20 protein-coding genes are annotated in these 23444 nt (G+C 72.0%); 6 read left to right on the top strand and 14 right to left on the bottom strand.

Annotated features, from left to right (window positions below):
* Nucleotides 1-37: 37 nt before the first annotated feature.
* The 4 genes from cydC to ACWDLG_RS29435 are packed head-to-tail and all read right to left on the bottom strand — an operon-like array spanning nucleotide 38 to nucleotide 5574.
* Nucleotides 38-1843, bottom strand: a complete 1806-nt coding sequence (gene cydC, locus ACWDLG_RS29450) for a thiol reductant ABC exporter subunit CydC (protein ID WP_449926005.1) — start codon at nucleotides 1841-1843, stop codon at nucleotides 38-40.
* Entirely contained in the window at nucleotides 1840-3639 is a 1800-nt protein-coding gene (cydD, locus tag ACWDLG_RS29445; RefSeq protein WP_449926002.1) for a thiol reductant ABC exporter subunit CydD, read from the bottom strand. The genes cydC and cydD overlap by 4 nt, the downstream gene beginning before the upstream one ends.
* A 32-nt stretch (nucleotides 3640-3671) precedes the next feature.
* Nucleotides 3672-4400 (bottom strand): cytochrome d ubiquinol oxidase subunit II, encoded by a 729-nt coding sequence (locus ACWDLG_RS29440; protein WP_449925999.1) that lies wholly within the window; start codon nucleotides 4398-4400, stop codon nucleotides 3672-3674.
* A 1-nt stretch (nucleotide 4401) separates the two neighbouring features.
* Nucleotides 4402-5574, bottom strand: a complete 1173-nt coding sequence (locus ACWDLG_RS29435; RefSeq protein WP_449925996.1) for a cytochrome ubiquinol oxidase subunit I — start codon at nucleotides 5572-5574, stop codon at nucleotides 4402-4404.
* Between the two features lie 90 nt (nucleotides 5575-5664).
* Between ACWDLG_RS29435 and ACWDLG_RS29430 the strand changes: the two genes are divergently transcribed.
* A complete protein-coding gene (locus tag ACWDLG_RS29430) occupies nucleotides 5665-6009 on the top strand; it encodes a helix-turn-helix transcriptional regulator (protein WP_449925993.1) in 345 nt (114 codons plus the stop codon).
* Nucleotides 6010-6016: 7 nt separating this feature from the next.
* Here ACWDLG_RS29430 and ACWDLG_RS29425 read toward each other — a convergent pair whose 3' ends face one another.
* Both ACWDLG_RS29425 and ACWDLG_RS29420 read right to left on the bottom strand, forming a co-directional pair.
* On the bottom strand, nucleotides 6017-6685 hold the full coding sequence (locus ACWDLG_RS29425; protein WP_354912490.1) for a permease prefix domain 1-containing protein: 669 nt from the start codon (nucleotides 6683-6685) through the stop codon (nucleotides 6017-6019).
* A 67-nt stretch (nucleotides 6686-6752) separates the two neighbouring features.
* Nucleotides 6753-8138 (bottom strand): pentapeptide repeat-containing protein, encoded by a 1386-nt coding sequence (locus ACWDLG_RS29420; protein WP_449925989.1) that lies wholly within the window; start codon nucleotides 8136-8138, stop codon nucleotides 6753-6755.
* Between the two features lie 124 nt (nucleotides 8139-8262).
* Between ACWDLG_RS29420 and ACWDLG_RS29415 the strand changes: the two genes are divergently transcribed.
* The 5 genes from ACWDLG_RS29415 to ACWDLG_RS29395 all read left to right on the top strand — a co-directional run bounded on the left by ACWDLG_RS29415 (nucleotide 8263) and on the right by ACWDLG_RS29395 (nucleotide 13303).
* Nucleotides 8263-10617, top strand: a complete 2355-nt coding sequence (locus ACWDLG_RS29415) for an ExeM/NucH family extracellular endonuclease (RefSeq protein ID WP_449925986.1) — start codon at nucleotides 8263-8265, stop codon at nucleotides 10615-10617.
* A gap of 161 nt (nucleotides 10618-10778) precedes the next feature.
* On the top strand, nucleotides 10779-11393 hold the full coding sequence (locus ACWDLG_RS29410; RefSeq protein ID WP_449925984.1) for a hypothetical protein: 615 nt from the start codon (nucleotides 10779-10781) through the stop codon (nucleotides 11391-11393).
* The gene (locus ACWDLG_RS29405; protein ID WP_354920773.1) at nucleotides 11390-11692 is read left to right on the top strand and encodes a transcriptional regulator; all 303 of its coding nucleotides are present in this window, start codon (nucleotides 11390-11392) and stop codon (nucleotides 11690-11692) included. The genes ACWDLG_RS29410 and ACWDLG_RS29405 overlap by 4 nt, the downstream gene beginning before the upstream one ends.
* The gene (locus ACWDLG_RS29400; RefSeq protein ID WP_354920776.1) at nucleotides 11689-12570 is read left to right on the top strand and encodes an ABC transporter ATP-binding protein; all 882 of its coding nucleotides are present in this window, start codon (nucleotides 11689-11691) and stop codon (nucleotides 12568-12570) included. Before ACWDLG_RS29405 ends, ACWDLG_RS29400 begins: the two co-directional genes overlap by 4 nt.
* The gene (locus tag ACWDLG_RS29395) at nucleotides 12563-13303 is read left to right on the top strand and encodes an ABC transporter permease (protein ID WP_449925979.1); all 741 of its coding nucleotides are present in this window, start codon (nucleotides 12563-12565) and stop codon (nucleotides 13301-13303) included. Before ACWDLG_RS29400 ends, ACWDLG_RS29395 begins: the two co-directional genes overlap by 8 nt.
* 69 nt (nucleotides 13304-13372) lie before the next feature.
* On the opposite strand, the gene ACWDLG_RS29390 is transcribed toward ACWDLG_RS29395, so the two are convergent.
* The 8 genes from ACWDLG_RS29390 to lon form a co-directional block, all read right to left on the bottom strand.
* Nucleotides 13373-14641: a S1C family serine protease gene (locus tag ACWDLG_RS29390; protein ID WP_449925977.1), complete on the bottom strand. Its 1269-nt coding sequence runs from the start codon at nucleotides 14639-14641 to the stop codon at nucleotides 13373-13375.
* 166 nt (nucleotides 14642-14807) lie between these two features.
* Nucleotides 14808-16334 carry an acyl-CoA synthetase gene (locus tag ACWDLG_RS29385; protein WP_449925974.1) on the bottom strand — a complete coding sequence of 509 codons (1527 nt, stop codon included), beginning with the start codon at nucleotides 16332-16334 and terminating at the stop codon, nucleotides 14808-14810.
* 238 nt (nucleotides 16335-16572) lie between these two features.
* Nucleotides 16573-17394, bottom strand: coding sequence for a MetQ/NlpA family ABC transporter substrate-binding protein (locus ACWDLG_RS29380; RefSeq protein WP_354920787.1), 822 nt, complete (start codon nucleotides 17392-17394; stop codon nucleotides 16573-16575).
* A 94-nt stretch (nucleotides 17395-17488) separates the two neighbouring features.
* Nucleotides 17489-18145: a methionine ABC transporter permease gene (locus tag ACWDLG_RS29375; RefSeq protein ID WP_449925969.1), complete on the bottom strand. Its 657-nt coding sequence runs from the start codon at nucleotides 18143-18145 to the stop codon at nucleotides 17489-17491.
* The gene (locus ACWDLG_RS29370; RefSeq protein ID WP_449925966.1) at nucleotides 18142-19092 is read right to left on the bottom strand and encodes a methionine ABC transporter ATP-binding protein; all 951 of its coding nucleotides are present in this window, start codon (nucleotides 19090-19092) and stop codon (nucleotides 18142-18144) included. Before ACWDLG_RS29370 ends, ACWDLG_RS29375 begins: the two co-directional genes overlap by 4 nt.
* 236 nt (nucleotides 19093-19328) lie before the next feature.
* The gene (locus tag ACWDLG_RS29365; protein ID WP_449926438.1) at nucleotides 19329-20612 is read right to left on the bottom strand and encodes an MFS transporter; all 1284 of its coding nucleotides are present in this window, start codon (nucleotides 20610-20612) and stop codon (nucleotides 19329-19331) included.
* A 22-nt stretch (nucleotides 20613-20634) separates the two neighbouring features.
* Nucleotides 20635-20865 carry a hypothetical protein gene (locus ACWDLG_RS29360; RefSeq protein WP_449925963.1) on the bottom strand — a complete coding sequence of 77 codons (231 nt, stop codon included), beginning with the start codon at nucleotides 20863-20865 and terminating at the stop codon, nucleotides 20635-20637.
* Nucleotides 20866-20930: 65 nt separating this feature from the next.
* A complete protein-coding gene (lon, locus tag ACWDLG_RS29355) occupies nucleotides 20931-23291 on the bottom strand; it encodes an endopeptidase La (protein ID WP_449925960.1) in 2361 nt (786 codons plus the stop codon).
* Nucleotides 23292-23444 lie beyond the last annotated feature (153 nt).

Below are 23444 nucleotides of genomic sequence, written 5' to 3'. Positions count from 1 at the left end.
TCGCAAGAAATGCCCGGATTTCAACACAGAGTTGAGATCATCCCGAGATCAGCGCCTCCGACTGCCACAGGTCCCGGTAGTAGCCCGGTTCGCGGACGAGGTCGTCGTGGTGACCCCGCTGGACGATCCTGCCCTGCTCCAGCACCACGATCTCGTCCACCTGTTCCAGCCCCTTGAGCCGGTGGGTGACCAGCAGCGTCGTACGGCCGTGCGTCACGTCGAGCAGATCGCGCATCAGCTCGTCGGCGGTCACCTCGTCGAGCGCCTCGGCCGGCTCGTCCAGGAGCAGCACGGGCGGATCGTACAGCAGGGCCCTGGCCAGGGCCAGGCGCTGCAGCTGGCCGCCCGAGACGGTCCTGCCGTCCTCGCCGAGCTCGGCGTCCCAGCCGACGCGCGCCACCCAGCGCTCCAGCCTGGCCCTGCGGACGGCCCGCTCCCGCTCCTCCTCGCTGCTGCCGGGCCCCGCCAGCCGGAGGTTGTCGCGCAGCGTGGTCTGGAAGATGTAGGGGTCCTGGGTGAGCCCGGTCATCAGCGTCCTGACGTCGTCGGAGTCGAGGGCGGTGATGTCGACGCCGTTGACCCTGATCGCCCCCGACTCGGGCTCGACCAGGCGCATCAGCGCGGCGAGCAGGGTGCTCTTGCCGGCGCCGCTGGGGCCGACGAGGGCGACCCGCCTGCCCGGCGTCAGCGTCAGGCTCACCCCGTCGACCGCCGCCGCCCCGTTCGCCGAGCCGGCGCCGCGCCCGGCCGCGTGAGCCTCGGCGTCGGCCGGGTGCGCCGGCGCCCCTGCCGCCTGCGGCGCGGGGCGGGCGTGCCGGACGACCAGGTCGTCGATCTCGACCGTCAGCGGCCCGTCCGGCACGGGAGCGGGCGCCGCGGGCTCGGTGACGGCGGCCGGAACCGCCTCGACCTCCTTCAACCGGCGCAGCGCGGCCGCGATCCCGGCGTACCTCTCCCCCGCGGCGGCCAGCGGCAGCACCGGTTCGAAGGAGACCAGCGCCGTCAGCGCCAGGACGGCCGTCGCGACGGTGTCGGCCCCCGTCTTCTGGGCCAGCAGCACGATGGCGGCCACCGTCAGCCCCTGCACCAGCACGCCGGCGGCCAGCGCCGCCGCGTGGACGCGGGCCTGGCGGCGTTCGAGCGTGGACAGGTCGGCGTCGGCGGCCCCGGCGTCGGCCAGGGCCCGGTCCTCGGCGCCGTAGGCGGCCAGGTCGGCCGAGCCATGCACCAGGTCGGCCACCCGGGCGGCCAGCGCGGCCCTCGCCGGGGCGATGCGCGCCGACCAGCGGCGGGCGGCCGCGACCGTCGCCGCGGGAAGCAGCACGCCGGCGACCGCCAGCCCCGCCAGCAGCACCAGCGCGGCGGCCGGGTGGACGACGAGCGCGATGGCGAAGGCGGCCAGCGCGGTGATGAGCGCGGCCGTCGCGGGCAGCAGGCAGCGCACCAGCAGGTCCTGCACGGCGTCGGTGTCGTCGACCATCCGGCTGAGCAGGTCGGCGCCGCCGTGCGCCGGCCGCTTGGGCGGGATGAGCGACTGGTAGAGGCGTTCGCGCGTGGCGGCCTGGGCGCGCAGCGCGACGTCGTGCCCGGTGAGGCGCTCGGCGTAGCGGAAGACGCCCTTGCTGGTGGCGAAGGCCCTTACCGCCACGATCGCCACGCTCAGCGCGGCCAGCGGCGGCTGCTCGGCGGCCCTGGTGATCATCCAGGCGGCCGAGGCGGTCAGCCCGATGCCGGCCAGCTCGGCGGCCGCGCCGGCGAGCACGGCCCAGAGCAGGCGGGGGCCCATCCGCCCGCCCTCGCCGGGTGCGGCGGCCCGCGGGTCCCGCTGCCGCGTGGTGGTCATCGCTCGTCTCCCGCCTGTGCCGTCCTGTCGTCCCTCGTGCCGCCCTCGGGTGGACGGCGCCCGCCGGGATCCCGCGCCCCGCGGGCGGAGGCGGCCGTGGCGGAGGGAACCGGGGCATGGGAGAGGGCGGGCGCACCGATGGCGGCGGGCGGTTGAGGGGCCGCGGTGTCGGAGACGACGCGGCCCTCCTGGATGCGGATCACCCGGTCGGCCAGCTCGATCATCGCAGGGCGGTGGGCGACGATCACGGCGGTGCGTTGCTCGCTCAGCTCGGCGGTGGCGGCCACCACGGCGGCCTCGCTGCGCCCGTCCAGCCGGGCGGTGGGCTCGTCGAGCAGCAGCACCGCGGTCCGCGGCCGGCAGAACGCGCGGGCGAGGGCGAGCCGCTGCCGCTGGCCCGCGGACAGGTTCGCGCCGCGCTCACCGACCTGCGTGTCGTAGCCGGCGGGCAGGGCGCTGACGAACTCGTCGGCGTGCGCGGCCCTGGCGGCCTGCCGTACCTGGTCGGGGGTGGCCGAGGGGGCGCCCAGGCGGATGTTGTCGGCGACGGAGGTGGTGAACAGGTGCGGCCGCTGGGGCACGAACGCCAGCCGGTCGCGCCACGCGGCCAGGTCGAGATCGCGCAGGTCGGTCCCGTCGACGAGCACGCGGCCCGCGGTGGGGCGGACGAAGCCGAGCAGGAGGTGGAGCAGCGTGCTCTTGCCGCCGCCGCTCTCGCCGACCAGCGCCACACGCTCGCCGGGGGTGATGACGAGGGAGACGTCCTCCAGCGCGGGGTCGTCGCGGCCGGGATAGCGGACGGTGACGTTCTCCAGGCGGATCTCCGGAGGCTCGCCACCGGTCCGCGCGGCGGCGGAGGCCGCCGGCGACGCGGGTGCCGCCTGGTCGGCGCTGTCGTCCAGGACGGCGAAGGCGGCGTCGGCCGCCGCGACTCCCTCCATCGAGGCGTGGAAGCGCGTCCCCATCATCCGCAGCGGCAGGTACGCCTCCGGCGCCAGCAGCAGCACCAGCAGCGCCGTCGTCAGGTCGAGGGAGCCGCCGAGCAGGCGCAGCCCGATCGGCACCGCGACCAGCGCCAGCGAGAGCGAGGCGCACAGCTCGAGCACCAGCGACGACAGGAAGGCCACCCGCAGCGTCCGCATGGTCGCCGACCGGTGCGCGTCGGCCACCTGCCGGATGACGCCTGCCTGGTGGCGGGCCCTGCCGAAGGCGCGCAGGGTGGGCAGGCCGCGCACCACGTCGAGGAAGTGGCCGCCGAGCCTGGACAGCGCCCGCCACTGCCGCTCGGTGACGGCCTTGGTGTGCATGCCGACCAGCGCTCCGAAGATCGGGATGAGCGGCAGCGTGATCAGCACGATGATCGCGCTGGCGAGGTCGGCGGCGAAGAGCCTGATGAGGACCGCGACGGGCACCACGCCCGCGACCGCCATGGCGGGCAGGTAGCCGGTCAGGTAGGGGTCGAGCGCGTCGAGTCCGCGCCCGGTGAGCGTGACCAGCTCACCCGAGCGGTGGCCGGTCAGGCGGGCGGGGCCGAGCTCCTGGAGCCTGGCCAGCAGCCGGTGGCGCAGCGCGGACTTCACTCCCGTGGCCGTCCGCGCCGCGAAGATGCCCTGCGTCCAGCCCAGCAGGCCGCGCAGCCCCACCACCGCCGCCAGCCCCAGCAACGCCACGGCGGTGAACCTGCCGGACAGCACCCCGGCCAGCAGTTCGGCCTGGACCAGGACGAGCAGACCCGCGAGCACGGCGGCGGCCATGGTGACGGTCAGGTGCGTGCGCACCGCGCGCTCGGCTCGCATGAGCCGCAGTAGGTCCTTGTGCAACGGGTCCTCTAGAAGAACGACGGAATGCGGTCGACGCCCTTGACTGGCCGGAAGGTGCGCCACACCCATACTTGCGCGCCGACCATGACCGGCGCGAACGGGACCAGCATGAGACTGAGCACATTCAGTGTCGCGGCGGGCGCCGCGTTGTCCAGCAGGTGGGGGGCGGCGGCCGCCAGGAGCACGACGACGGGCGCGGCGGCGGCCAGCGCCGACAGTGCCAGGCCGCGACCCGTCCCCCTGGACTCCCGCCACGCCAGGAAGGTCCTGCCGTGGAAGGCGAACAGCGCGGTGGTGAGCGCCCCGAGGCCGAGCCCCGCGATCCACGGCAGGCCGGCGAGCCGGCCGATGGCCATCCCCCAGCCGGCGGCCAGCACCAGCGAGCCCAGCCAGATCATCAGGTCCCACCAGGCGCGCCATGCCCGGCCCTCGATCCTGCGGCGGAACCACAGACCCGCGTCGCGCAGGACCCAGCCCAGCAGCATGGCCACGACGAAGGGGTAGAGGGCGAAGATCACCTCCCCTTCCAGCAGCGGGAAGGCGCCGAACAGGACACCCGCGACCGCCACCAGCCACACCTCGTTGGCCAGCACGAACGGCGCCATGGCGGCGACCGTGCGGTCCCTGCGTTCCTGGGAGCGGCCCACCAGCAGCAGTCCCGCTCCGAGGTCGAAGCCCTCCAGGGCGAAGTAGCCCACGAGCAGCGCGGCGAAGACGACGAGCCAGACGACGTCCATGTCAGACCTCCAGGCGGACGGGCGCGGCAGCGGTGGTGGCGGGCCAGGCGCCGAGCGCCAGGTCGCCGGGCCCGCGCCGGACGACGCGGGCGATCAGGACGTAGTCGACGACCGCGAGCAGGCCGAGGACGGCGGTGAAGCCGATCAGCGACGCGGTGACCATGCCCGGGGTCAGGCCAGGAGACAGGGCGTCGGCGACGCTGAGGCGCTCCCAGATCATCCAGGGCTGGCGGCCGATCTCCCTGGCCATCCAGCCGAAGACGGCCGCCAGGAACGGCAGCGGCGTCATGATCATCAGGATCGGGTGGGTCCACCGCCAGCGCGGCAGCCAGTAGATGACGGGCAACAGCAGGAACGGCACGACCAGCTGCAGCAGCTCGCCGATCAGCGTCATGAAGCCCAGCCCCACCGCCGCGCCGGTGTTGCCCTGGAACTTGCCGTCCTGGACGACGCCGAACTGCGCGTAGCCGGTGCCGACGGCCACCAGGACCCCGATGGCCGCCACCACGACGCCCGTGCGCAGGGACCTGGTGAAGAACTCCGCGTGGCCGGTACGGCGGAACAGCTGGTAGGCGCTGGCGCCCATCACCACGAACCCGCCCGCCGTCAGGCCCGCCCCGATGACGTGCGGGAAGGACAGGACCAGCATCTTGTTCGTCAGCAGCGCGCCGAAGTCGGCCAGCCGCAGGCGGTCGCCGTCGGCCACGGCGCCGGCCGGGTTCTGCAGGAAGGAGTTGGCGACCATGATGAAGAAGGCGCTGCCGTAGGCGGTCAGGGTGACGATCCAGATGCAGGCCAGGTGCAGGCCCTTGCGCAGCCGGTGCCAGCCGAAGATCCACAGGCCCAGGAAGGTCGACTCCAGGAAGAAGGCGATCAGCGTCTCCATGGCCAGCGGCGCGCCGAAGACGTCGCCCGCGTAGTGCGAAAGGCCGCTCCAGCTCAGCCCGAACTGGAACTCCATCACCAGGCCGGTGACGATGCCGAGCGCGTAGTTGATCACGTAGATCTGGCCCCAGAAGCGGGTCATGTGCTCGTGCAGGGGGTTGCCCGAGCGCACCCAGCGCGTGTGCATGATCGCCACGAGGGGGGCCAGGCCCAGCGTGAGCACCACGAAGAGGAAGTGCAGGCTGCCGGTCAGCGCGAACTGCAGCCGGGCCAGGTCGAGGACGTCCATAGCATCATCTCCGAGCATTGTGTCTGCCTACATATAGAGAGCCTACATGTAGACTGGCTACATGCAGCACGCCGACCTAGGATGGGCGATGTGAATCCCGACGCGCTTCGCGGGCACATGGACGCCCTGCTGCTCTCCGTGCTGGAGGACGAACCGCTGCACGGCTACGCCATCATCGAGGCGTTGACCGCGCGCAGCGGGGGGGCGCTGACCGTGCCGACGGGCACCGTCTATCCCGCGCTGCGCCGGCTGGAGCGCGTCGGCTACCTGGTCAGCGAGTGGGCGACGGTCGGCGGACGCAAGCGGCGCACCTACCGGCTGACCTCCTCGGGCACCAGGCAGCTGGCGGGCGAGCGGTCGGCATGGCGGGAGTTCACCGGCGTGATCGGCAGCGTGCTCGAGCCGGACGCCAGGCGGCCCGAGGCCGCCGGGTAGGCAGGCGTCAGGCCGGGCGGGTCCGGCGGGTGAGGCGCAGGCAGTGGGCCGCGCCGTAGAGCTGCAGGCCGTTCAGGACCGGCGTGGTCAGCGACAGGATCACGCCGGGCAGGAAGGCGGAGAACCCGGCCGGGCCGCGCGAGCCGTACTGCAGGGCGGCGCTCAGCAGCAGCGTGACGGGCAGCATCGCCCACACCCACAGCGCGAGGATCCTGGTCACCCGCTCGGGCCCGCGGACCCAGCGCGCGCCCCGGGTCAGCGCGAGCAGCGCCAGCCCGCCGAGCACGCCGGTGGCCAGGTGGAAGACGTCGAGTGTCCGGGCCACGGTCAGGAACCACGCGGGCCGGTTGGCCCAGTCGGCGGCGTGCACCGGGAAGAACGCCCAGACCAGGCTCCACATCAGCGTGGTCAGCGGCACGCTGACGAACAGCAGCGCGCCGAGCCTGCGCCCGGCCGTCGCGGTCAGCTCCCGCTGGTAGCCGGGCGCCACCTCCCGCAGCTCGCCGAACTCGGCCACCGCCAGCCGCTCGGCCTCCGGCCGGGCCAGCCCACCGGCCTCGTAGGCCTCGGCGGTGTCGACAAGGCTGTCGCGCGCCTCGAGGACCAGGTCGCGCTTGGCTCCGGAGGGGCCGGCGAGGGCCCGGTGCAGCGCGGCCACGTAGTCGTCGATGAGCACGGTCTCCAGTCTACGAAGGGGCGCGCAGGGCCGTCATCGGGGAAAGCCCTGATTCCCCCGCTCCTGGTCAGTGGTGCACGGATGGCGCGGGGACGGCGGGGCGCGGCGTGGAGGCGCGCCTGGCGGCGTGGGAGGTGCTGGACCACAGCACCGCGCCCGCCGTCACCGCCAGCAGCAGGGCGCTCCAGGCCACCGCCCGGCCGGTGCGCAGGCCGTAGCCGCACAGCAGCCAGTACATCGACAGCCACCAGCGGCGGTTGGCGTGCCGGCGCATCTCCATCGCGCCGAAGGCGAAGTCGGCGGCGGTGCCGTGGTCGTCGGGCGAGTGGCGCAGCTCGTCGTACAGGGTGGCCAGGCCGTCGGGTGTCGGCGGGTCGCCGGGGTCCTGGGACCAGCCACGCCAGCCGTGCTCGTCGGCCAGCGCCCTGCGCCTGGAGAACCAGCGCAGCGGCGGCCAGCGCAGGCTGAAGCGCACCCCGCGGGGGGTGAAGGCGAAGGTGCAGCCCGTCAGCCGCAGCCCCGAAGGGTGCGCGAGGCCCGCGAAGCGGCAGCTCGACAGGTCGAGCTCGAACAGCGACAGATCGGGCGCGACCGCCCCTCGCAGCGAGCTGATCGTGCAGAAGCCCCGCCCGCTCACCGTCGCCGGCCCCCGCAGGACCGCCGCCTCCAGATCGGCGTGGGCGCGCGACAGCCGGACCGCGGTCGTCCCCCTGACCTCGACCTTGCGCAGGTCGACCGAGCAGTCGTGGACGGCCAGGTCGAGCGCGCCGTCCACGCGCGCCCCGGTCGCGGCCAGCCGCCCGGTCGCCGACAGGTAGGCGCCGGAGGCGAAGTGGACCGACTCGAACCCCGCCCGCCCGCGCACCTTCCTGAACGACAGCGTGCGGCCGAACCTGGCGCCCCTGAAGGTGGCCCGCTCGCCGAACTCGGCCCCGTCGAAGGTGGCGAACCCGTCGAACCTGGCGCGCTCGGCCGACAGCCCGCGCGCGAACACCGCCTGGCCGAACAGGGCGTCGCCGGCCACCACCGACCGGTCGAACCCGGCGTGACCGCGCACCCGGGCACCGTGGAAGGTCAGGCGGCGGGCGAACCGTGCCCCGGTGAACGACACGTTGCCGGCGAAGGCGGCGTTGAAGAAGGAGGCGAGCCGGTCGAACCTGGCGCCGTCCAGGGACACGTCGCCCTGGAAGCTCACCTCGGCGAAGCGCGCCTCGCCGGTGAAGCGGGCCAGGTCCATGCGAGCCCTGCCCGGCCTTCCCCCGGCGGCGGCGAGCACCTTGGCCAGCAGCTCGCCGTCGATCGTGGTGCCTCGCAGGTCGAGCAGCCCTCCTGGGCGGATGGCTGCGAGGGCGTCGGCCAGCTGCTCGGGCGACAGGTGGGCCAAGCAGCTGCCGTACGGCTGGCGCGCGACTCCCGTGCACGACGGGGAGCGGGAACACGTGACCCAGTCCATGGCGTGGTCATACCCGGGTTGCTAGGTCATGAGACGACATGGCGCCAGGCACCGTCTGGCAAGGGTCGATGATTTCATCGTTTGGTGGCGGTACGTTACGTTTTCTCCATCTAAAGTGCGGGTCATGCGAGCCTTATCCGCCCTTGTCGCCCTCGGTGTCGCCGCCGCGGGCGTGGCGACCCTCTCGATCGCCCCCGCGTCCGCGGCGCCCGGCCCCGTCGTCATCAGCCAGGTCTACGGTGGCGGGGGCAACTCAGGAGCGACGCTGGCCAACGACTTCGTGGAGCTGTTCAACAGAAGCTCCGCGCCCGTGGCCCTCGACGGCTGGTCGGTGCAGTACACCAGCGCCACCGGCTCCGGCCACTTCGCCGCCAACGTGGCCCCGCTGTCGGGCACGCTGGGCCCTGGCCGGTACTACCTCGTGCAGCTCGCCGCCGGCAGCAACCCGGGGGCGGCACTGCCCACCCCCGACGCCACCGCCACCATCAACGTCGGCTCCGGCGCCGGCAAGGTCGCGCTGGTCCGCTCGGCCACGGGCCTGGCCTGCAACGGCACCCCCACCGCGTGCACGGCCGAGCAGACCGCGCAGATCGCCGACCTGGTCGGCTTCGGCAACGCGAACTTCTTCGAGGGCACGGCCGCCGCGCCCGGCCTGACGAACACCACCGCCGCCCTCCGCAAGACGCACGGCTGCGCCGACACCGACGACAACGCCGCGGACCTGGAGGCCGGCGCACCCGCCCCGCGCAACACCGCGACAGCCGCCGCGCCCTGCGACGGCGGCCAGGAGCCCACGCCGTCGCCGACCCCGACGCCCACACCCACCCCGACCCCCACACCCACGGTCGCGCCCTGCGACACGGCCGCGACCCACCAGATCGCCGCCGTCCAGGGCGCGGGCGACGCCAGCCCCCTGGCGGGACAGACCGTGCGGGTCGAAGGCGTCGTGACCGGCGACTTCCAGAAGTCCACCGAGCTGAGCGGCTTCTTCCTGCAGGACCCCACGCCTGACGACGATCCGAAGACCTCCGAGGGCCTGTTCGCCTTCGCCCGCGACACGGTCAAGGACGTCAAGGTCGGCGACAGGGTGCTCGTCACCGGCAAGGTGACCGAGTTCAACGGGTGGACCGAGCTGTCGCCCGTCACCGCGGTCGACGTGTGCGGCACCGGGACGCTTCCCGCGCAGCAGTACCGGCTGCCGAGGGCCGAGGGCGCCACCTTCGAGCCGGTCGAGAACATGCTCGTCACCTTCCCCGAGCCGCTGACCGTCTCCGAGCACTACAACCTCGGCCGCTTCGGCGAGGTCACCGTCTCCTCCGAGGGACGCCTGTACCAGCCGACCGACCGGGCCGGCGTGGACGCGGCGCTCGACGCCCGCCGTACGCTGCTCATCGACGACGGCTCCTCCCGGGAGAACCCGGCCACGATCCCCTACACCAGCCCGCGCGTGGTGCGCACCGGTGACACCGCGATCGGCGTGACCGGCGTGCTCGGCTACGGGTTCGGCTCCTACCGTCTCCAGCCCACCAAGCCGATCAGCTTCCTGCGGACCAACCCGCGCCTGCCCAAGCCGCTGCCGGTCGGCGGCAACGTCAAGGTGGCCAGCCTCAACACGCTGAACTGGTTCACCACGCTGGGCTCGCGCGGCGCGACCACCGCCGAGGAGCAGAAGCGCCAGCTCGACAAGCTGGTGGCCACGCTCCAGGGCCTCGACGCCGACGTGGTCGGCCTCATGGAGGTCGAGAACAACGGCCAGACGGCCCTGCAGGCGCTGGTCGACGCGCTGAACGCCAAGGTGGGCGCCGGCACCTACGCCGCGCTCGCGCACCCGTTCCCCGGGACGGACCTGATCCACGTGGCGATGATCTACAAGCCGGCGCGCGTGGCGCCCGTCGGGGCGGCGCTGTCGTCGCAGGATCCCGTCTTCAGCAGGCCGCCGCTGATCCAGACCTTCCGCCGCACCGGGGGCGGCCAGCCGTTCACCATGGTCGTCAACCACCTCAAGTCGAAGGGCTCCTGCCCGCCGAGCGGTCCGGACAGCGACCAGGGCGACGGCCAGGGCTGCTGGAACCCGCTGCGGATCAAGCAGGCCGAGGCGGTGCTGGGGCTGCTCTCCTCGCTCGACCTGCCCAACCCGCTGGTGCTGGGCGACCTCAACGCCTACGGCGAGGAGGACCCGATCGACACGCTGGAGGCCGGCGGGCTGACGAGCGTGACCAAGCGGTTCGTGCCGGCGCCGTTCCGCTACAGCTACCTGTTCAACGGGCTGGCCGGTGAGCTCGACCACGCGCTGGTCGGCAAGCAGCTGCTCAAGCGGGTGACGGGCGCGACGATCTGGCACGTCAACTCCGACGAGCCGCGGATCCTCGACTACAACACCGAGTTCAACCCGCCGGGCCTCTACCAGCCCGACGCCTTCCGCTCCTCCGACCACGACCCGCTGGTCATCGGCCTGTCGCTGCCCGGCGGCGGCAGCTAGCCGGACATCGTGGAACCGAGCGGCCTCTCCCTCCGGGGAGGGGCCGCTCCTTCGTTCATGGAACGGCCCCACCCTTCCGAGGTGAGGGCCACGCTTCCGTTTGTGGCGCAATCAGGTTTATGCTGCAAACCAGTTGATGGTTTCGACTGGTTTGGAATGATGTGGACGACGAGGACCTGAGCCCCGCCGAGATGATGCGGCTCATCGAGGAGCAGAGCGCGGCGGCCACGCGCAGGCTGCAGCCCGACCCGCTCCTCCTCTACGCCCCCTGGGGCGTGGCCTGGATGGCCGGCTTCGGCGCCTTCTTCCTGGCCCACGGTCTCGACGGCCGCCCGCTCGCCCCGATCTCCTGGCAGCTCGCACTGGCGGTGCTGATGGGCGGGCAACTGCTGGCCGGAGCGTTCCTGTTCTGGTGTGCCCGCGCCTCCGGCCTGAAGACCCGCGGCGTGACCACCCAGCGCGGGATGATGTACGGCTACGCGTGGTTCGTCACGATGATGGCGATGGGCCTGATCCTCAGCCGTTTCGCCCCGATGATCCCGCGCGACGAGGTCAGCCTGCTCTACGCCGCGGTCTCGATGCTGGTGGTCGCCACCCTCTACATGGCCGGCGGCGCCGTCTGGCGCGAGTGGCCGATGTTCTTCCTGGGCGTCTGGACCGCGGTCGTCGACGCGGCCGGCGCCGCCCTCGGGCCCGGCTGGCACGCCCTGCTGATCTCGCTGCTGGTCGGCGGCGCGTTCCTGGTCACCGGGATCGTGCTCAGGCGGCGCCGGTGACGCTGCCCGAACTCGATCCCGTCATCCACGCGCAGGCCCGGCTACGCGTGGTGGCCACGCTCAACGCCCTTCCCGAAGGCGACCAGATCGCCTTCCCGAGCCTGAAGGACCTGCTCGCGATGACGGCGGGCAACCTGTCGGTGCATCTGACCAAGCTCGAGGACGCGGGCTACGTCGAGATCACCAAGACGCACAAGGGCCGCACGCCCGTCACCTACGTCGCGCTCACCAGACGCGGACGGCTGGCCTTCGAGGAGTACACCGTCGCCATCCGCGCCCTGATCGGAGGAGAAGCATGACCGTCCTGGCCAGAACCATCGGGGTCACCAGACGCTACGGCGAGGTGACCGCGCTCGACGACGTGTCCCTGGAGATCCCCGCGGGCCGGCTCGTCGGCCTGCTCGGCCCGAACGGGGCCGGCAAGTCCACGCTCGTCAACCTCTTCGTCGGCCTGCGCAGACCCACCAAGGGCGTGGTCGAACTGCTCGGCGGCGCCCCCTCCGACCCCCGGGTACGGCAGCGCATGGGCGTGACGCCGCAGGAGACGGGGCTGCCCGAGGCGCTGCGGGTCGGCGAGATCGTCGACTTCGTCTCGGCGCACTTCCCCGAGCGGGCGGGCACGCCGGAGTTATTGGCCAGGTTCGGCCTCGACGACCTCGCCCGGCGGCAGGTCGGCGGCCTGTCCGGCGGCCAGAAGCGCCGCCTCGCGGTGGCGCTCGCCTTCGCCGGCAACCCCCGCATCGTCTTCCTCGACGAGCCCACCACGGGCCTCGACGTCGAGGCCCGCAGGTCGCTGTGGGAGGGGATCAGGGCCTTCCACGCGGAGGGCGGCACCGTCGTGCTCACCAGCCACTACCTGGAGGAGGTGGAGGCGCTGGCCGAGCGCGTCGTGGTGATCGGCAAGGGCAGGGTGCTGGCCGACGACACGATGCAGGCCGTGCGCGGCATGGTGGGGGTGCGCAGGGTGTCGCTGTCGGCCCCCGAGCTGCCCGCGCTGCCCGGCGTGGTCGACGCCCAGCGGGTGGGCGACCGGCACGAGCTGCTCACCTCGGACTCCGACCGGCTGGTGCTCGACCTGGTCGCCAGCGGCGTCCCCTTCTCCGGGCTCGAGATCAGCCCGGCCACGCTCGAGGACGCCTTCCTCGCCATCACCTCGAAGGAGGCCGCCGGTGTCTAGCCTGGTCTGGACGCACACCCGCTACCAGTTCCTGGAGCAGCTGAGAGTCCCGATCGCGATCGTGGCGAGCGTCTTCTTCCCCACCATCTCGATGCTGGCCTTCGTCGTGCCGTTCACCGGGGACGACCCGCTGATGGCCACCGTCGGCACGGCGTCGATGACGCTGTTCGCCGTCATGTCGAGCTCGCTGATGGGGCTGGCCATCGGCGTGGCCGACGACCGCGGCAAGCCCTGGGACCCCTACGTGCGCACGCTGCCCGCGGGCCCCTTCCCCCGGTTCGCGGGACGGATGCTGACCTCGCTGGCCATCATGCTGATCGCGGTCGTGCCCGTGGTGCTGGTCGCCGCCTTCCTCACCGAGGCCACGGCCACCCCGCTCCAGCTGCTGTCCGGCCTGGGCGCGTTGATCGTGGGCGCGCTGCCGTTCATGATGCTGGGGCTGCTCGTCGGCTACGCGCTGCCGTCGAAGGCGGCCATCGCGGTCTCGCAGGTGCTGTTCTTCCCGATCGCGATCGGCGGCGGGATGTTCGGCAACCCGCTCGACCCGCCCGCCTTCATCGGGGCGGTCGCGCCGTACCTGCCCAGCAGGGGCGCGATGGAGCTGGTGTGGGCCGCCACGGCGGGTGTGCCGCCCCGGCCGCTGCCGCTGGTCATGCTGGCGGTCTGGACGGTGGCGGGCGCGGCGGCCGCCGTGTGGGCCTACCGCAGGGACGAGGGCCGCAGGTTCCGCTGAACCGCATGGGGGGAGGTGCCGCCGAGTCCGCAGCGATCTCGACGGCACCTCCGTTTCACGAGGGGGGTTCTACTCGCCCGTCTTCTCCGCGAGGGTGACGGTGACCTCCTGGGTCTTTCCGTCCCTCATGTAGCTGATCTTGACCTGCTGGCCCACTTTGAAACCTCTGACCTGTCCCACTACGGTATCTCCCCCGTCAACCGGCGTCTCGCCGATCTTCGTGATCAGGTCGCCCGTCTTCAGCCCGGCCTTGGCGGCGGGGCTTCCCTCCTGCACCTGCCGTACCAGAGCACCCGGCACGTCACCCGAGGCGTCGGTGACGCTGACGCCGAGGTAGGCGTGGCTCACCTTGCCGTTGTCGATGAGCTGCTGGGCCACCTGCTTGGCGGTGTTGATCGGGATGGCGAAGCCCACGCCGATGTTGCCGGTGCCACCGCCCGTGGCGATCGCCGTGTTGATGCCGATCAGCTGGCCTGACGCGTTGACCAGCGCGCCGCCGGAGTTGCCGGGGTTGATGGCGGCGTCGGTCTGGATGGCGCCGCCGATCGTGGTGGTCGAGGACTGCGACTGCTCGCGCTGGTTGCCCCAGCCGGGCGGCAGCTGCTGCCGGTCCTGGTCGCCGACCGTGAGCGTGCGGTCCAGCGCGCTGACGATGCCCGCGGTGACCGAGCCGTCCAGGCCGAGCGGGCTGCCGATGGCCAGCACCGCGTCGCCGACCCTGAGCGCGTCGCTGTCGCCGAGGGTGGCCTTGGTCAGGCCCGACACGCCCGTGGCCCTGATGACGGCCAGGTCGGTGGCCGGGTCGGTGCCGACGACCGACGCCTTGGCGGTCCTGCCGTCGCTGAACTTCACCGTCATGGACCCGCCGCCCTGGCCGGCGCCGACCACCACGTGGTTGTTGGTGAGGATCAGGCCGTCCTCCGACAGCACCACGCCGGATCCCTCGCCGGTCTGACCCTGGATCATCACGACCGACGGCTGCACGTTCTGGGCGACGTCGGCCACGGTCATGGCGTTCGACGCCGGCTTGAAGGCCGGGCTGGGCGCGGCCGCCACGCTCGTGGTTCCCCCGCCGCCCAGGGCGCTGACGGTCGCGGCCCCCACCACGCCACCGACCAGCGCCGTCGCCGCCAGGGCGAGTCCGGCGACGGCCTTCTGCCCGGCCGTGAACATCGACTGCCGCTTCGGTACGGCAGGCACCGGCATGATCGTGGTGTCGCCACCCGGCGACGGCGCGCCGTGCTGGAACTCGCCGGCGACCGGAGGCTTGGAACCGAACTGGGTCCAACCCCCACCCACAGTGCCTTCGCCGTGCTCACGAGGCTCGTTCGTGTTCATGTCCATCCCCAAGAAGCCGCTCTGGCGCGCCACTGTGGCGTGCCGTCGTACTTCCAGGGTGCCAATGAGGGTGTAAGCACTGCTTAAGCCGTCGAACAGGGCGTGGCGCACCCCCTGACGCACGCCTTATCAGGCGAGGTCGCGACGGGGGTGCCGGGTCCGGCTCTCATGGAACTTTAAGGTATTCCGCGCGCAGCAGCCGCTTGTAGAGCTTGCCGGTGGGATGGCGCGGCAACTCGTCGCGGAAGTCGATCGACCTGGGGCACTTGTAGTGCGCCAGCCGTGCCCTGCAGTACTCGATCAGCTCGGCCTCCAGCGCCGGGCCCGCCGCGACGTCGTCGGCGGGCTGGACGACGGCCTTGACCTGCTCGCCCATCTCCTCGTCCGGGATCCCGAACACGGCCACGTCGGCGACCTTGGGGTGGAGGGCCAGTACGTTCTCGGCCTCCTGGGGGTAGATGTTCACCCCGCCCGAGATGATCATGTAGGAGCGGCGGTCGGTCAGGTAGAGGAAGCCGTCCGTGTCCAGGTAGCCGATGTCGCCGAGGGTGGTCCAGCCCCTGCCCTGGGGATCCTGCGCGGAGCGGGTCTTGTCGGGGTCGCCGTGGTACTCGAAGCGGGGGCCGTCGGAGAAGTAGACGGTGCCGTGCTCGCCGGGCCCCAACTCGTTGCCCTCCTCGTCGCAGACGTGCACCACGCCGAGCAGGGCGCGGCCGACCGTGCCCGGGTGGGCCAGCCAGTCGGCGGGTCCGGCGTAGAGGAAGCCGTTGCCCTCGGTTCCGGCGTAGTACTCGTGGATGACCGGCCCCCACCACTCGAGCATCCGCTCCTTGACGGGCACCGGGCACGGCGCCGACGCGTGGATCGCGCACCGGAGCGACGACAGGTCGTGCCCGGCCCTGACCTCGTCGGGCAGCTTGAGCATCTTGATGAACATCGTCGGCACGAGCTGGGTGTGCGTGACCCGGTGGCCTTCGACGAGGGCGAGGTACTCGGCGGGGTCGAAGCGCTCCATGACGACCACCGTCGCGCCCAGGCGCTGGAACTGCAGGCAGTAGCGCAGCGGCGCGGCGTGGTAGAGCGGGGCGGGCGACAGGTAGACGCTGTCGGCCGACGGCGCGAAGAGGAACTGGATGAGCTGCAGCAGCGGCCCCGGCCTGTCGAGCGGCGCCTGCGAGAGCGTCGGCTTGACGCCCTTGGGCCGGCCCGTGGTGCCCGAGGAGTAGAGCATGTCGGCGCCCTGGCACTCGTCGGCGATGGGCGTCGTCGGATGGACCGCGACGGCCTCCTCGTAGGAGACGAAACCGTCGGCCACCCCGTCGATCATGAGCCTGAGCTCCACGCCGGGAGCCTCGATCGCGCCCGCCACGCCGGCGAGCCGCGCCGAGGAGATGAAGACCCTGGCCTCGCAGTTGTCGACGATGTAGGACAGTTCCTCGCTCTGCAGGCGGGAGCCGACGGCGGTGTAGTAGAGCCCTGAGCGGTGCGCGGCCCAGGCGATGACCAGGAAAAGAGGATGGTTCTCGAGCATGAAGGCGATGTGGTCGCCCGGCTTGAGCCCGGCGGAGCGGAACAGGTGCGCGAGCCTGTTCGACTCCTCCTCGAGCCGGCGGTAGGTGACGACCTCCCCGGAGCCCGCCATGATCACAGCGGGCTTGTCGGGGGTGACTGCTGCGATGGCTCCCGGATACATGACCAGAACAGTATTCGGTCACCACTTCCCTCGGAAGGCCCCCGCAAGGCCCCGCGGGCGAGGCCCGGCCTGCCGCTCACGTCCCGTTCCGGAAACGCCGAGACCGTGATCCCGCGTGCGGGATCACGGTCTCGCGGTGGAGGTCACGCCGACCCGAACGGAAGCCGTCCGGGGGCGAAGCCGGCCGGGGTCGAAGCCGTCCGGCCCGCCGTGGCGACCGGGCGCCGGTCAGGACGGTTCAGGCGGGGATGACCGCGCCCTTGTAGGTGTCCTGGATGTACTTCTTGACCTCGGGGCTCTGCAGCAGCTTGGCCAGCTTCTGCACCCGCGGGTCGCTCTGCTTGCCCTCCTGCACGACCAGACCGTTGGCGTACGGGTTGCCCTCCGCCTTCTCCGCGACGAGCGCGTCGGTGGCCGGGTTGAGCTTGGCCTCCAGGGCGTAGTTGCCGTTGATGACCGCGGCGTCGACGTCGGCGAGCGAGCGCGGCAGCTGGGCGGCGTCGAGCGCCTTGAAGGTGATGTTCTTCGGGTTGGCGGTGACGTCGCGCTCGGTGGCCGCGGTGCCGACGCCGTCCTTCAGGGTGATGACGCCGTTGTCGGCCAGCAGCTTCAGCGCGCGGCCGAGGTTGGTGGCGTCGTTGGGCACCGCCACGGTGGCGCCGGAGGGAAGGGCGGCCACGTCCTTCACCTTGCTGGAGTAGAGGCCGAGCGGCTCCAGGTGCACGTTCTGCACCCAGGTGAGCTTGGCGCCCTTCTCCTTGTTGTAGTCGGCGAGGTACGGCTGGTGCTGGAAGTAGTTGGCGTCCAGCTGGCCCTCCTGGAGCTGCGGGTTCAGCGGCACGTAGTCGCTGAACTCGACGATCTCCAGCTTGAGGCCCTCCTTGGCGGCCAGGTTGTCCGAGATGTACTTGAGGATCTCGGCGTGCGGCGTGGGGGTGGCGCCGACCTTGAGGGTGTCGCTGGGCGCGCCGGAGGCCGACGAGCCGGCCGCGGACGACCCGCAGGCGGCCAGCGTCACGGCCAGGACGGCGGCGGTCACGAGACCGAACAACTTGCGCACGGCTGTGCTCCTTGTCTGGGTATGAGGAAGCGTCTGGGTATGAGGAAGCAGGACCCGCTCGTGGCGGACCCGGGCGGAAAAGGGGTGGGAGTGTCTAGCGCTTGGCCAGACGGTCGGCGAGCGCGTCGCCGAGGGTCTGGGCCAGCTGGACGAGGACGATGATGACCACACAGGTGGCGATCATGAGCGGCGTCTCGAACCGCTGGTAGCCGTACCTGATGGCCAGGTCACCCAGGCCGCCCGCGCCGATGACGCCCGCCATCGCGGAGTAGGACACGAGCGTGATGACGGTGACCGTGATGCCCGCCACCAGCGCCGACCTGGCCTCCGGCAGCAGCACCTTGGCCACGATCGACGTACGGCTGACGCCCATGGCATGCGCGGCCTGGACGACGTCGGGGCTGACGCCGCGCAGCGCGATCTCCACCAGCCGGGCGAAGAACGGCACGGCGCCGATGGTCAGCGGCACGATGGCCGCGTACAGGCCGATCGTGGTGCCGACCACTAGCCGGGTGAAGGGGATCACCGCGATCATCAGGATGATGAACGGCAGCGACCTGCCGATGTTGACGATCAGGCTGAGCAGCTGGTTGGCCACCCGCGAGGGGAACAGGCCGGCACGTGAGGTGCCGACGAGGGCGACGCCGAGCGGCAGCCCGAACACGACGGTGAAGAGCGTGGACCAGAACACCATCTGGACCGTCTCCCACGTCGCCTGCCCGAGGAGCGGGACCATCTCTTCCCAGGTCACGCGGCCACCTCCACGATCAGGCCGCGCTCACGCAGGTAGGCCAGGGCGGCCGAGGTGTCGGCCCCGTCCAGCGAGACGCGCAGGCGGCCGACCGAGCCGCCGGCGACCTCCTCCAGCGCGCCGCCGAGGATGCTGACGTCCACGTCGAACTTGCGCACGACCGTCGAGATGACCGGCTCGTCCGCCGCTCCGGTGAACGTGATCGTGACGTTGCCCGCCTCTGGAGCGGGCAGCGGGAACAGCTCGGCCGCCAGCCTGGACCCGGGCGTGGTCAGCAGCTGCCTGATCGGCCCCGACTCCAGGATCGCCCCGCCGGCCATGATGGCCACCGAGTCGCAGATGCTCTTGACGACGTTCATCTCGTGCGTGATGAGCAGGATCGTCAGCCCGAGCTCGGCGTTGAGCCGCTTGAGCAGGGCCAGGATGGAGGAGGTCGTGGCGGGGTCGAGCGCCGAGGTGGCCTCGTCGGCCAGCAGCACCTTGGGGTTGCCGGCCAGCGCCCTGGCGATGCCCACCCGCTGCTTCTGCCCACCGGACAGCTGTGAGGGGCGCGCGTCGGCCTTGTCGGCGATGCCGACGAGCTCCAGCAGTTCGGCGACCCTGGCCGACCGCTCGGCCCGGCCCACGCCCATGACCTCGAGGGGGAAGGCGACGTTGCCCGCGACCGTGAGCGAGGACAGCAGCGCGAAATGCTGGTGGATCATGCCGATGTGCTGCCGGGCGGCGCGCAGGTCGCGCTCGCCCAGCGTGGTCAGCTCCTGCCCGGCGACCGCGACGGTGCCCCGGTCCGGGCGCTCGAGGAGGTTGACGCAGCGCAGCAGCGTGCTCTTGCCCGCGCCGCTCTGGCCGAGCACGCCGAAGATCTCACCCTGGCGCACGTGCAGGTCGACACCGTCCAGCGCGACGGTGTCACCGTACGTCTTGCGCAGGCCTGCAGCCTGGATCACGAAATTTCCCCACAACGGATTCGGTAACGGAAGGTCAGCGTCGGGGGAGACGTCAGCGGCTGCCGGGGTGGAACGGCAGGTGACTCAGGCGGCGCAGCACGAAGCTGGGTCGGATCATCGGGGCATACCTTTGAACGAGAGGGGGCGGAAGGGTGCGCTCTAGCGGGCCGGACAGCCCATACACATGCGCATTCGCATCTCGTTCACGCTCTGGCCAACGATCGCCCGGTACGGGCCTATTCCCTGCCGCCGATGTGAAGTGGCTCACGGTCGCGCCGCCCGGCCTGGCCCAGCAGTCCCGCGACGAACGCGCTGAGCACGAGATAGCCGGCCGCCACGAGCATCGGGGCGTCGAACCCGCCGGTGCGCTGCAGCAGCCACCCCGTCAGCACCGGGCCGAAGACGGCCGCGACGTGCGCGACCGAGTTGACCATCGCGATGCCCGCGGCGGCCGCCCTGCCCGACAGGAACTCCGTGGGCAGCGCGTAGACCACGGGCACCGAGGCGAACTCGCCGGCCGCCGCCACCGTCAGCGCGGCCAGCACCAGCAGCGGCGGCCCGGCCACCGCCGCCGCCGCGAACCCGGCCGCCGACACCAGGTACGCGATGACCGTGTGCCAGGTCCGCTCCCCCGTCAGGTCCGAGCGGCGGCTCCAGGCGAGCATCGCGACGACGGCCACGCCGTACGGGACGGCGGAGATCAGCCCGATGCCGGTCTCGCCCGCGCCCGTCCACAACCGCTCGATCATCTGCGGGAGGAAGAGGCTCAGCAGGTAGGCGGCGAAGATGCCACCGCTGGACACCAGCGCGATCAGCAGCACCCGCGGATCGGTCAGCGTCGCGCGGACCGACCGCTCGGGCCGCGCCTCCGCCTCGACCTCGGCCTGGACGATCGCCTTCTCCTCACCGGTCAGCCACCTGGCCTGCGCGGGGCCGTCCGGCAGGAACAGCCACACCACGACGCCGAGCAGCACCGCGGGCAGCGCCTCGGCGACGAACATGACGCGCCAGCCCGCGTGCTCCACCAGCCAGCCGGACAGCGGGTTGGCGATGAGGAACGACACGGGGATGCCCGCCAGGTAGATCGCGACCATCCTGGCCCGCTCCCGCTGCGGGAACCAGAACGTGAAGTAGAGCATGATCCCCGGGGCGAACCCCGCCTCCGCCACGCCCAGCAGGAACCGCACCAGGTAGAGCGTCTCCGGGCTGGTCACCAGCCCGGTCGCGGCCGACAGCAGGCCCCAGGTGACCATGATCCGGGCGATCCAGAGCCGGGCGCCGAACCGGTGCAGCATGAGGTTGCTCGGCACCTCGAACAGCGCGTAGCCGACGAAGAAGATCCCCGCCGCGAGCCCGAACCCCGCCGCGCCCAGGCCGATCTCCTCGCCCATCCGCAACTGGGCCATGCCGATGTTGGTGCGGTCGACGTAGCAGACGACGTAGGCGGCGACGATCAACGGCAGGATCCTGCGGCGCACCTTGCCCAGCGCCACGTCCAGGGGCGGCCTCACTGTCGGCATCACGGGCAGTGACCGTATCCTGTCAGGCGCCCCCGACACGCCGGTAGGGGTCTTTGAGGGGAGTCATCCGGTCGGCGAAGTCCGCCTTGATACGCGCCATGCGCGGCCCAGGGGCGTAGAACCTTCCCTTCGTCGCCCCGTACGGCTTGAGCCACCCCTTCGCGGCGAGATCGCGCAGGTCACGAGCGGCCTGCCCCTGGCTGAGCTCCTCGTCGAGCTGGTAGCGGGTACGGCGCTTGAATGATTTGTCCATTAAGCCCCTCGGGAACGGCGAAGCCGCCCCGCCGTACGGATGGCGGGGCGGCTTCGGGTGGGAGGTCAGGCCGCGGCGGTCTGGGCCACCTTGGCCGGGGTGAGGGCGATGTCGAGCACCTCACGCACGTCGCCGACCGCGTGGATGGTCAGCTCGTCGCGCACCTCCTTGGGCAGGTCGTCCAGGTCGGGCTCGTTGCGGGCCGGGATGAGGACGGTGGTGATGCCCGCCCGGTGCGCCGCCAGCAGCTTCTGCTTGACGCCGCCGATCGGCAGCACCCGCCCGGTGAGCGAGATCTCCCCTGTCATCGCCACGTCGTTGCGGACCAGCCGTCCCGACAGCAGCGAGGCCAGCGCCGTGGTGAGCGTGACGCCCGCCGACGGCCCGTCCTTGGGGACGGCGCCCGCGGGGAAGTGCACGTGCACCGAGCGGTCCTTCAGCGCGGTGACCGGCAGCTCCAGCTCCGCGCCGTGGGAGCGCAGGTAGGACAGCGCGATCCGCGCCGACTCCTTCATCACGTCGCCGAGCTGGCCGGTGAGGGTCAGCCCCGTGTCGCCGGTCTCGGGGTCGGCCAGCGACGCCTCGACGTAGAGGACGTCGCCGCCCGCACCGGTGACGGCCAGGCCGGTGGCCACGCCGGGCACCGAGGTGCGCTGCTTGGACTCGGGCAGCGACGCCTCGGGGACGAAGCGCGGCCTGCCCAGGTACTCGACCAGGTCGTCCGCGGTCACCGTGGCGGGCAGCTCGTCCTTGGCCGTGACCTTGCGCAGGATCCTGGCGATCGAGCGCTCGAGGGAGCGGACGCCGGCCTCGCGGGTGTACTCGGCGGCCAGCCTGCGCAGCGCCGCCTCCTCGACCGTGACCTCATCGGCGGTCAGCCCCGCCAGCTCCAGCTGCTTGGGCAGCAGGTGGTCGCGGGCGATGGCCACCTTCTCGTCCTCGGTGTAGCCGTCGAGGGTGACGACCTCCATGCGGTCGAGCAGCGGCCCGGGGATGGCCTCCAGGACGTTGGCCGTGGCCAGGAAGAGCACGTCCGACAGGTCGAGCTCGACCTCCAGGTAGTGGTCGCGGAAGGTGTGGTTCTGCGCCGGGTCGAGCACCTCGAGCAGGGCGGCGGTCGGGTCGCCCCGGTAGTCGGCGCCGACCTTGTCGATCTCGTCGAGCAGCACGACGGGGTTCATCGAGCCCGCCTCGCGGATGGCGCGGACGATGCGGCCGGGCAGCGCGCCGACGTAGGTGCGCCGGTGGCCGCGGATCTCGGCCTCGTCACGGACGCCGCCGAGGGCGACGCGGACGAACTTCCTGCCCATGGCGCGCGCCACGGACTCGCCCAGCGACGTCTTGCCGACCCCGGGAGGACCGGCGAGGGCGAGAACGGCGCCGCTGCGGCGGCCGCCCACCACCCCGAGGCCCTTGTCCTGGCGGCGCTTGCGCACGGCCAGGTACTCGATGATGCGGTCCTTGACGTCGTCGAGGCCGGTGTGGTCGGCGTCGAGCACGGCTCGGGCGCCGGCGATGTCGTAGGTGTCGTCGCTCGTGGTGTTCCACGGGATGTCGAGGACGGTGTCCAGCCAGGTGCGGATCCAGCCGGTCTCGGGCGACTGGTCGGAGGTGCGCTCCAGCTTGTCGACCTCCTTGAGCGCCGCCTCGCGCACCTTCTCGGGCAGGTCTGCCGCCTCCACGCGGGCGCGGTAGTCCTCCTCCTCGGTCTCGGCGGTGTCGCCGTTGAGCTCCTTCAGCTCCTTGCGGACCGCGGCGAGCTGCTGCCGGAGCAGGAACTCGCGCTGCTGCTTCTCCATGCCCTCCTGGACGTCCTTGCGGATCGTCTCGGCCACGTCGAGCTCGGCCAGGTGCTCGCGCGACCACTCGACCAGCTTGGCCAGGCGGTCGGCGGGGTCGGGCGCCTCCAGCAGCTCGACCTTCTGGGCCGTGCTCAGCCAGGGGGTGTAGCCGGAGCTGTCGGCCAGGACGGAGGGGTCGTCGATCTGGTTGACCTGGTCGACCACCTGCCACGCGCCGCGCTTCTGCAGGATGGTCGTGGCCAGCGCCTTGTACTCCTTGGCCAGCTCCTGCGCCCGCTCGCCCGCCGGCACCCGGTCGACGGTGTGGACCTCCACCCACAGGGCCGCGCCGGGGCCGGTCGTGCCCTTGCCGACGCGCGCCCGGTTGACGCCGCGCACGACGGCGGCCGGCTCGCCGCCGGGAAGCCGGCCGACCTGCTCGACCACGGCCTGCACGCCGACGGCCCCGTAACGGCCGTCGATCCTGGGAACGAGGAGGACGCGCGGCTTGTTGAGACCAGAAGCCTGAGCCGCGTCGATCGCAGCCCGGACCTCCGCGGAGGACAGGTCCAGAGGGACCACCATGCCCGGCAGGACCACCTCGTCGTCGAGCGGCAGGACCGGGAGGATCAAGCTCTCACTCATCTGAACTCCAATGGGGTTGAGTTATACACACTCAATTCATCGGAGCCCGCCGATGTTCCCTTCCTTGATGATGTTCGCTCACGGCGATCGTAATTGTGTAAGTAGCTCTTGAGGGCCATCACTCCCAGGGGTGATGCGTGCCTGGTCAGGCCG

The organism is Nonomuraea sp. NPDC003727, assembly GCF_053586935.1.
This window is presented reverse-complemented; position numbering and strand designations above follow the sequence as displayed.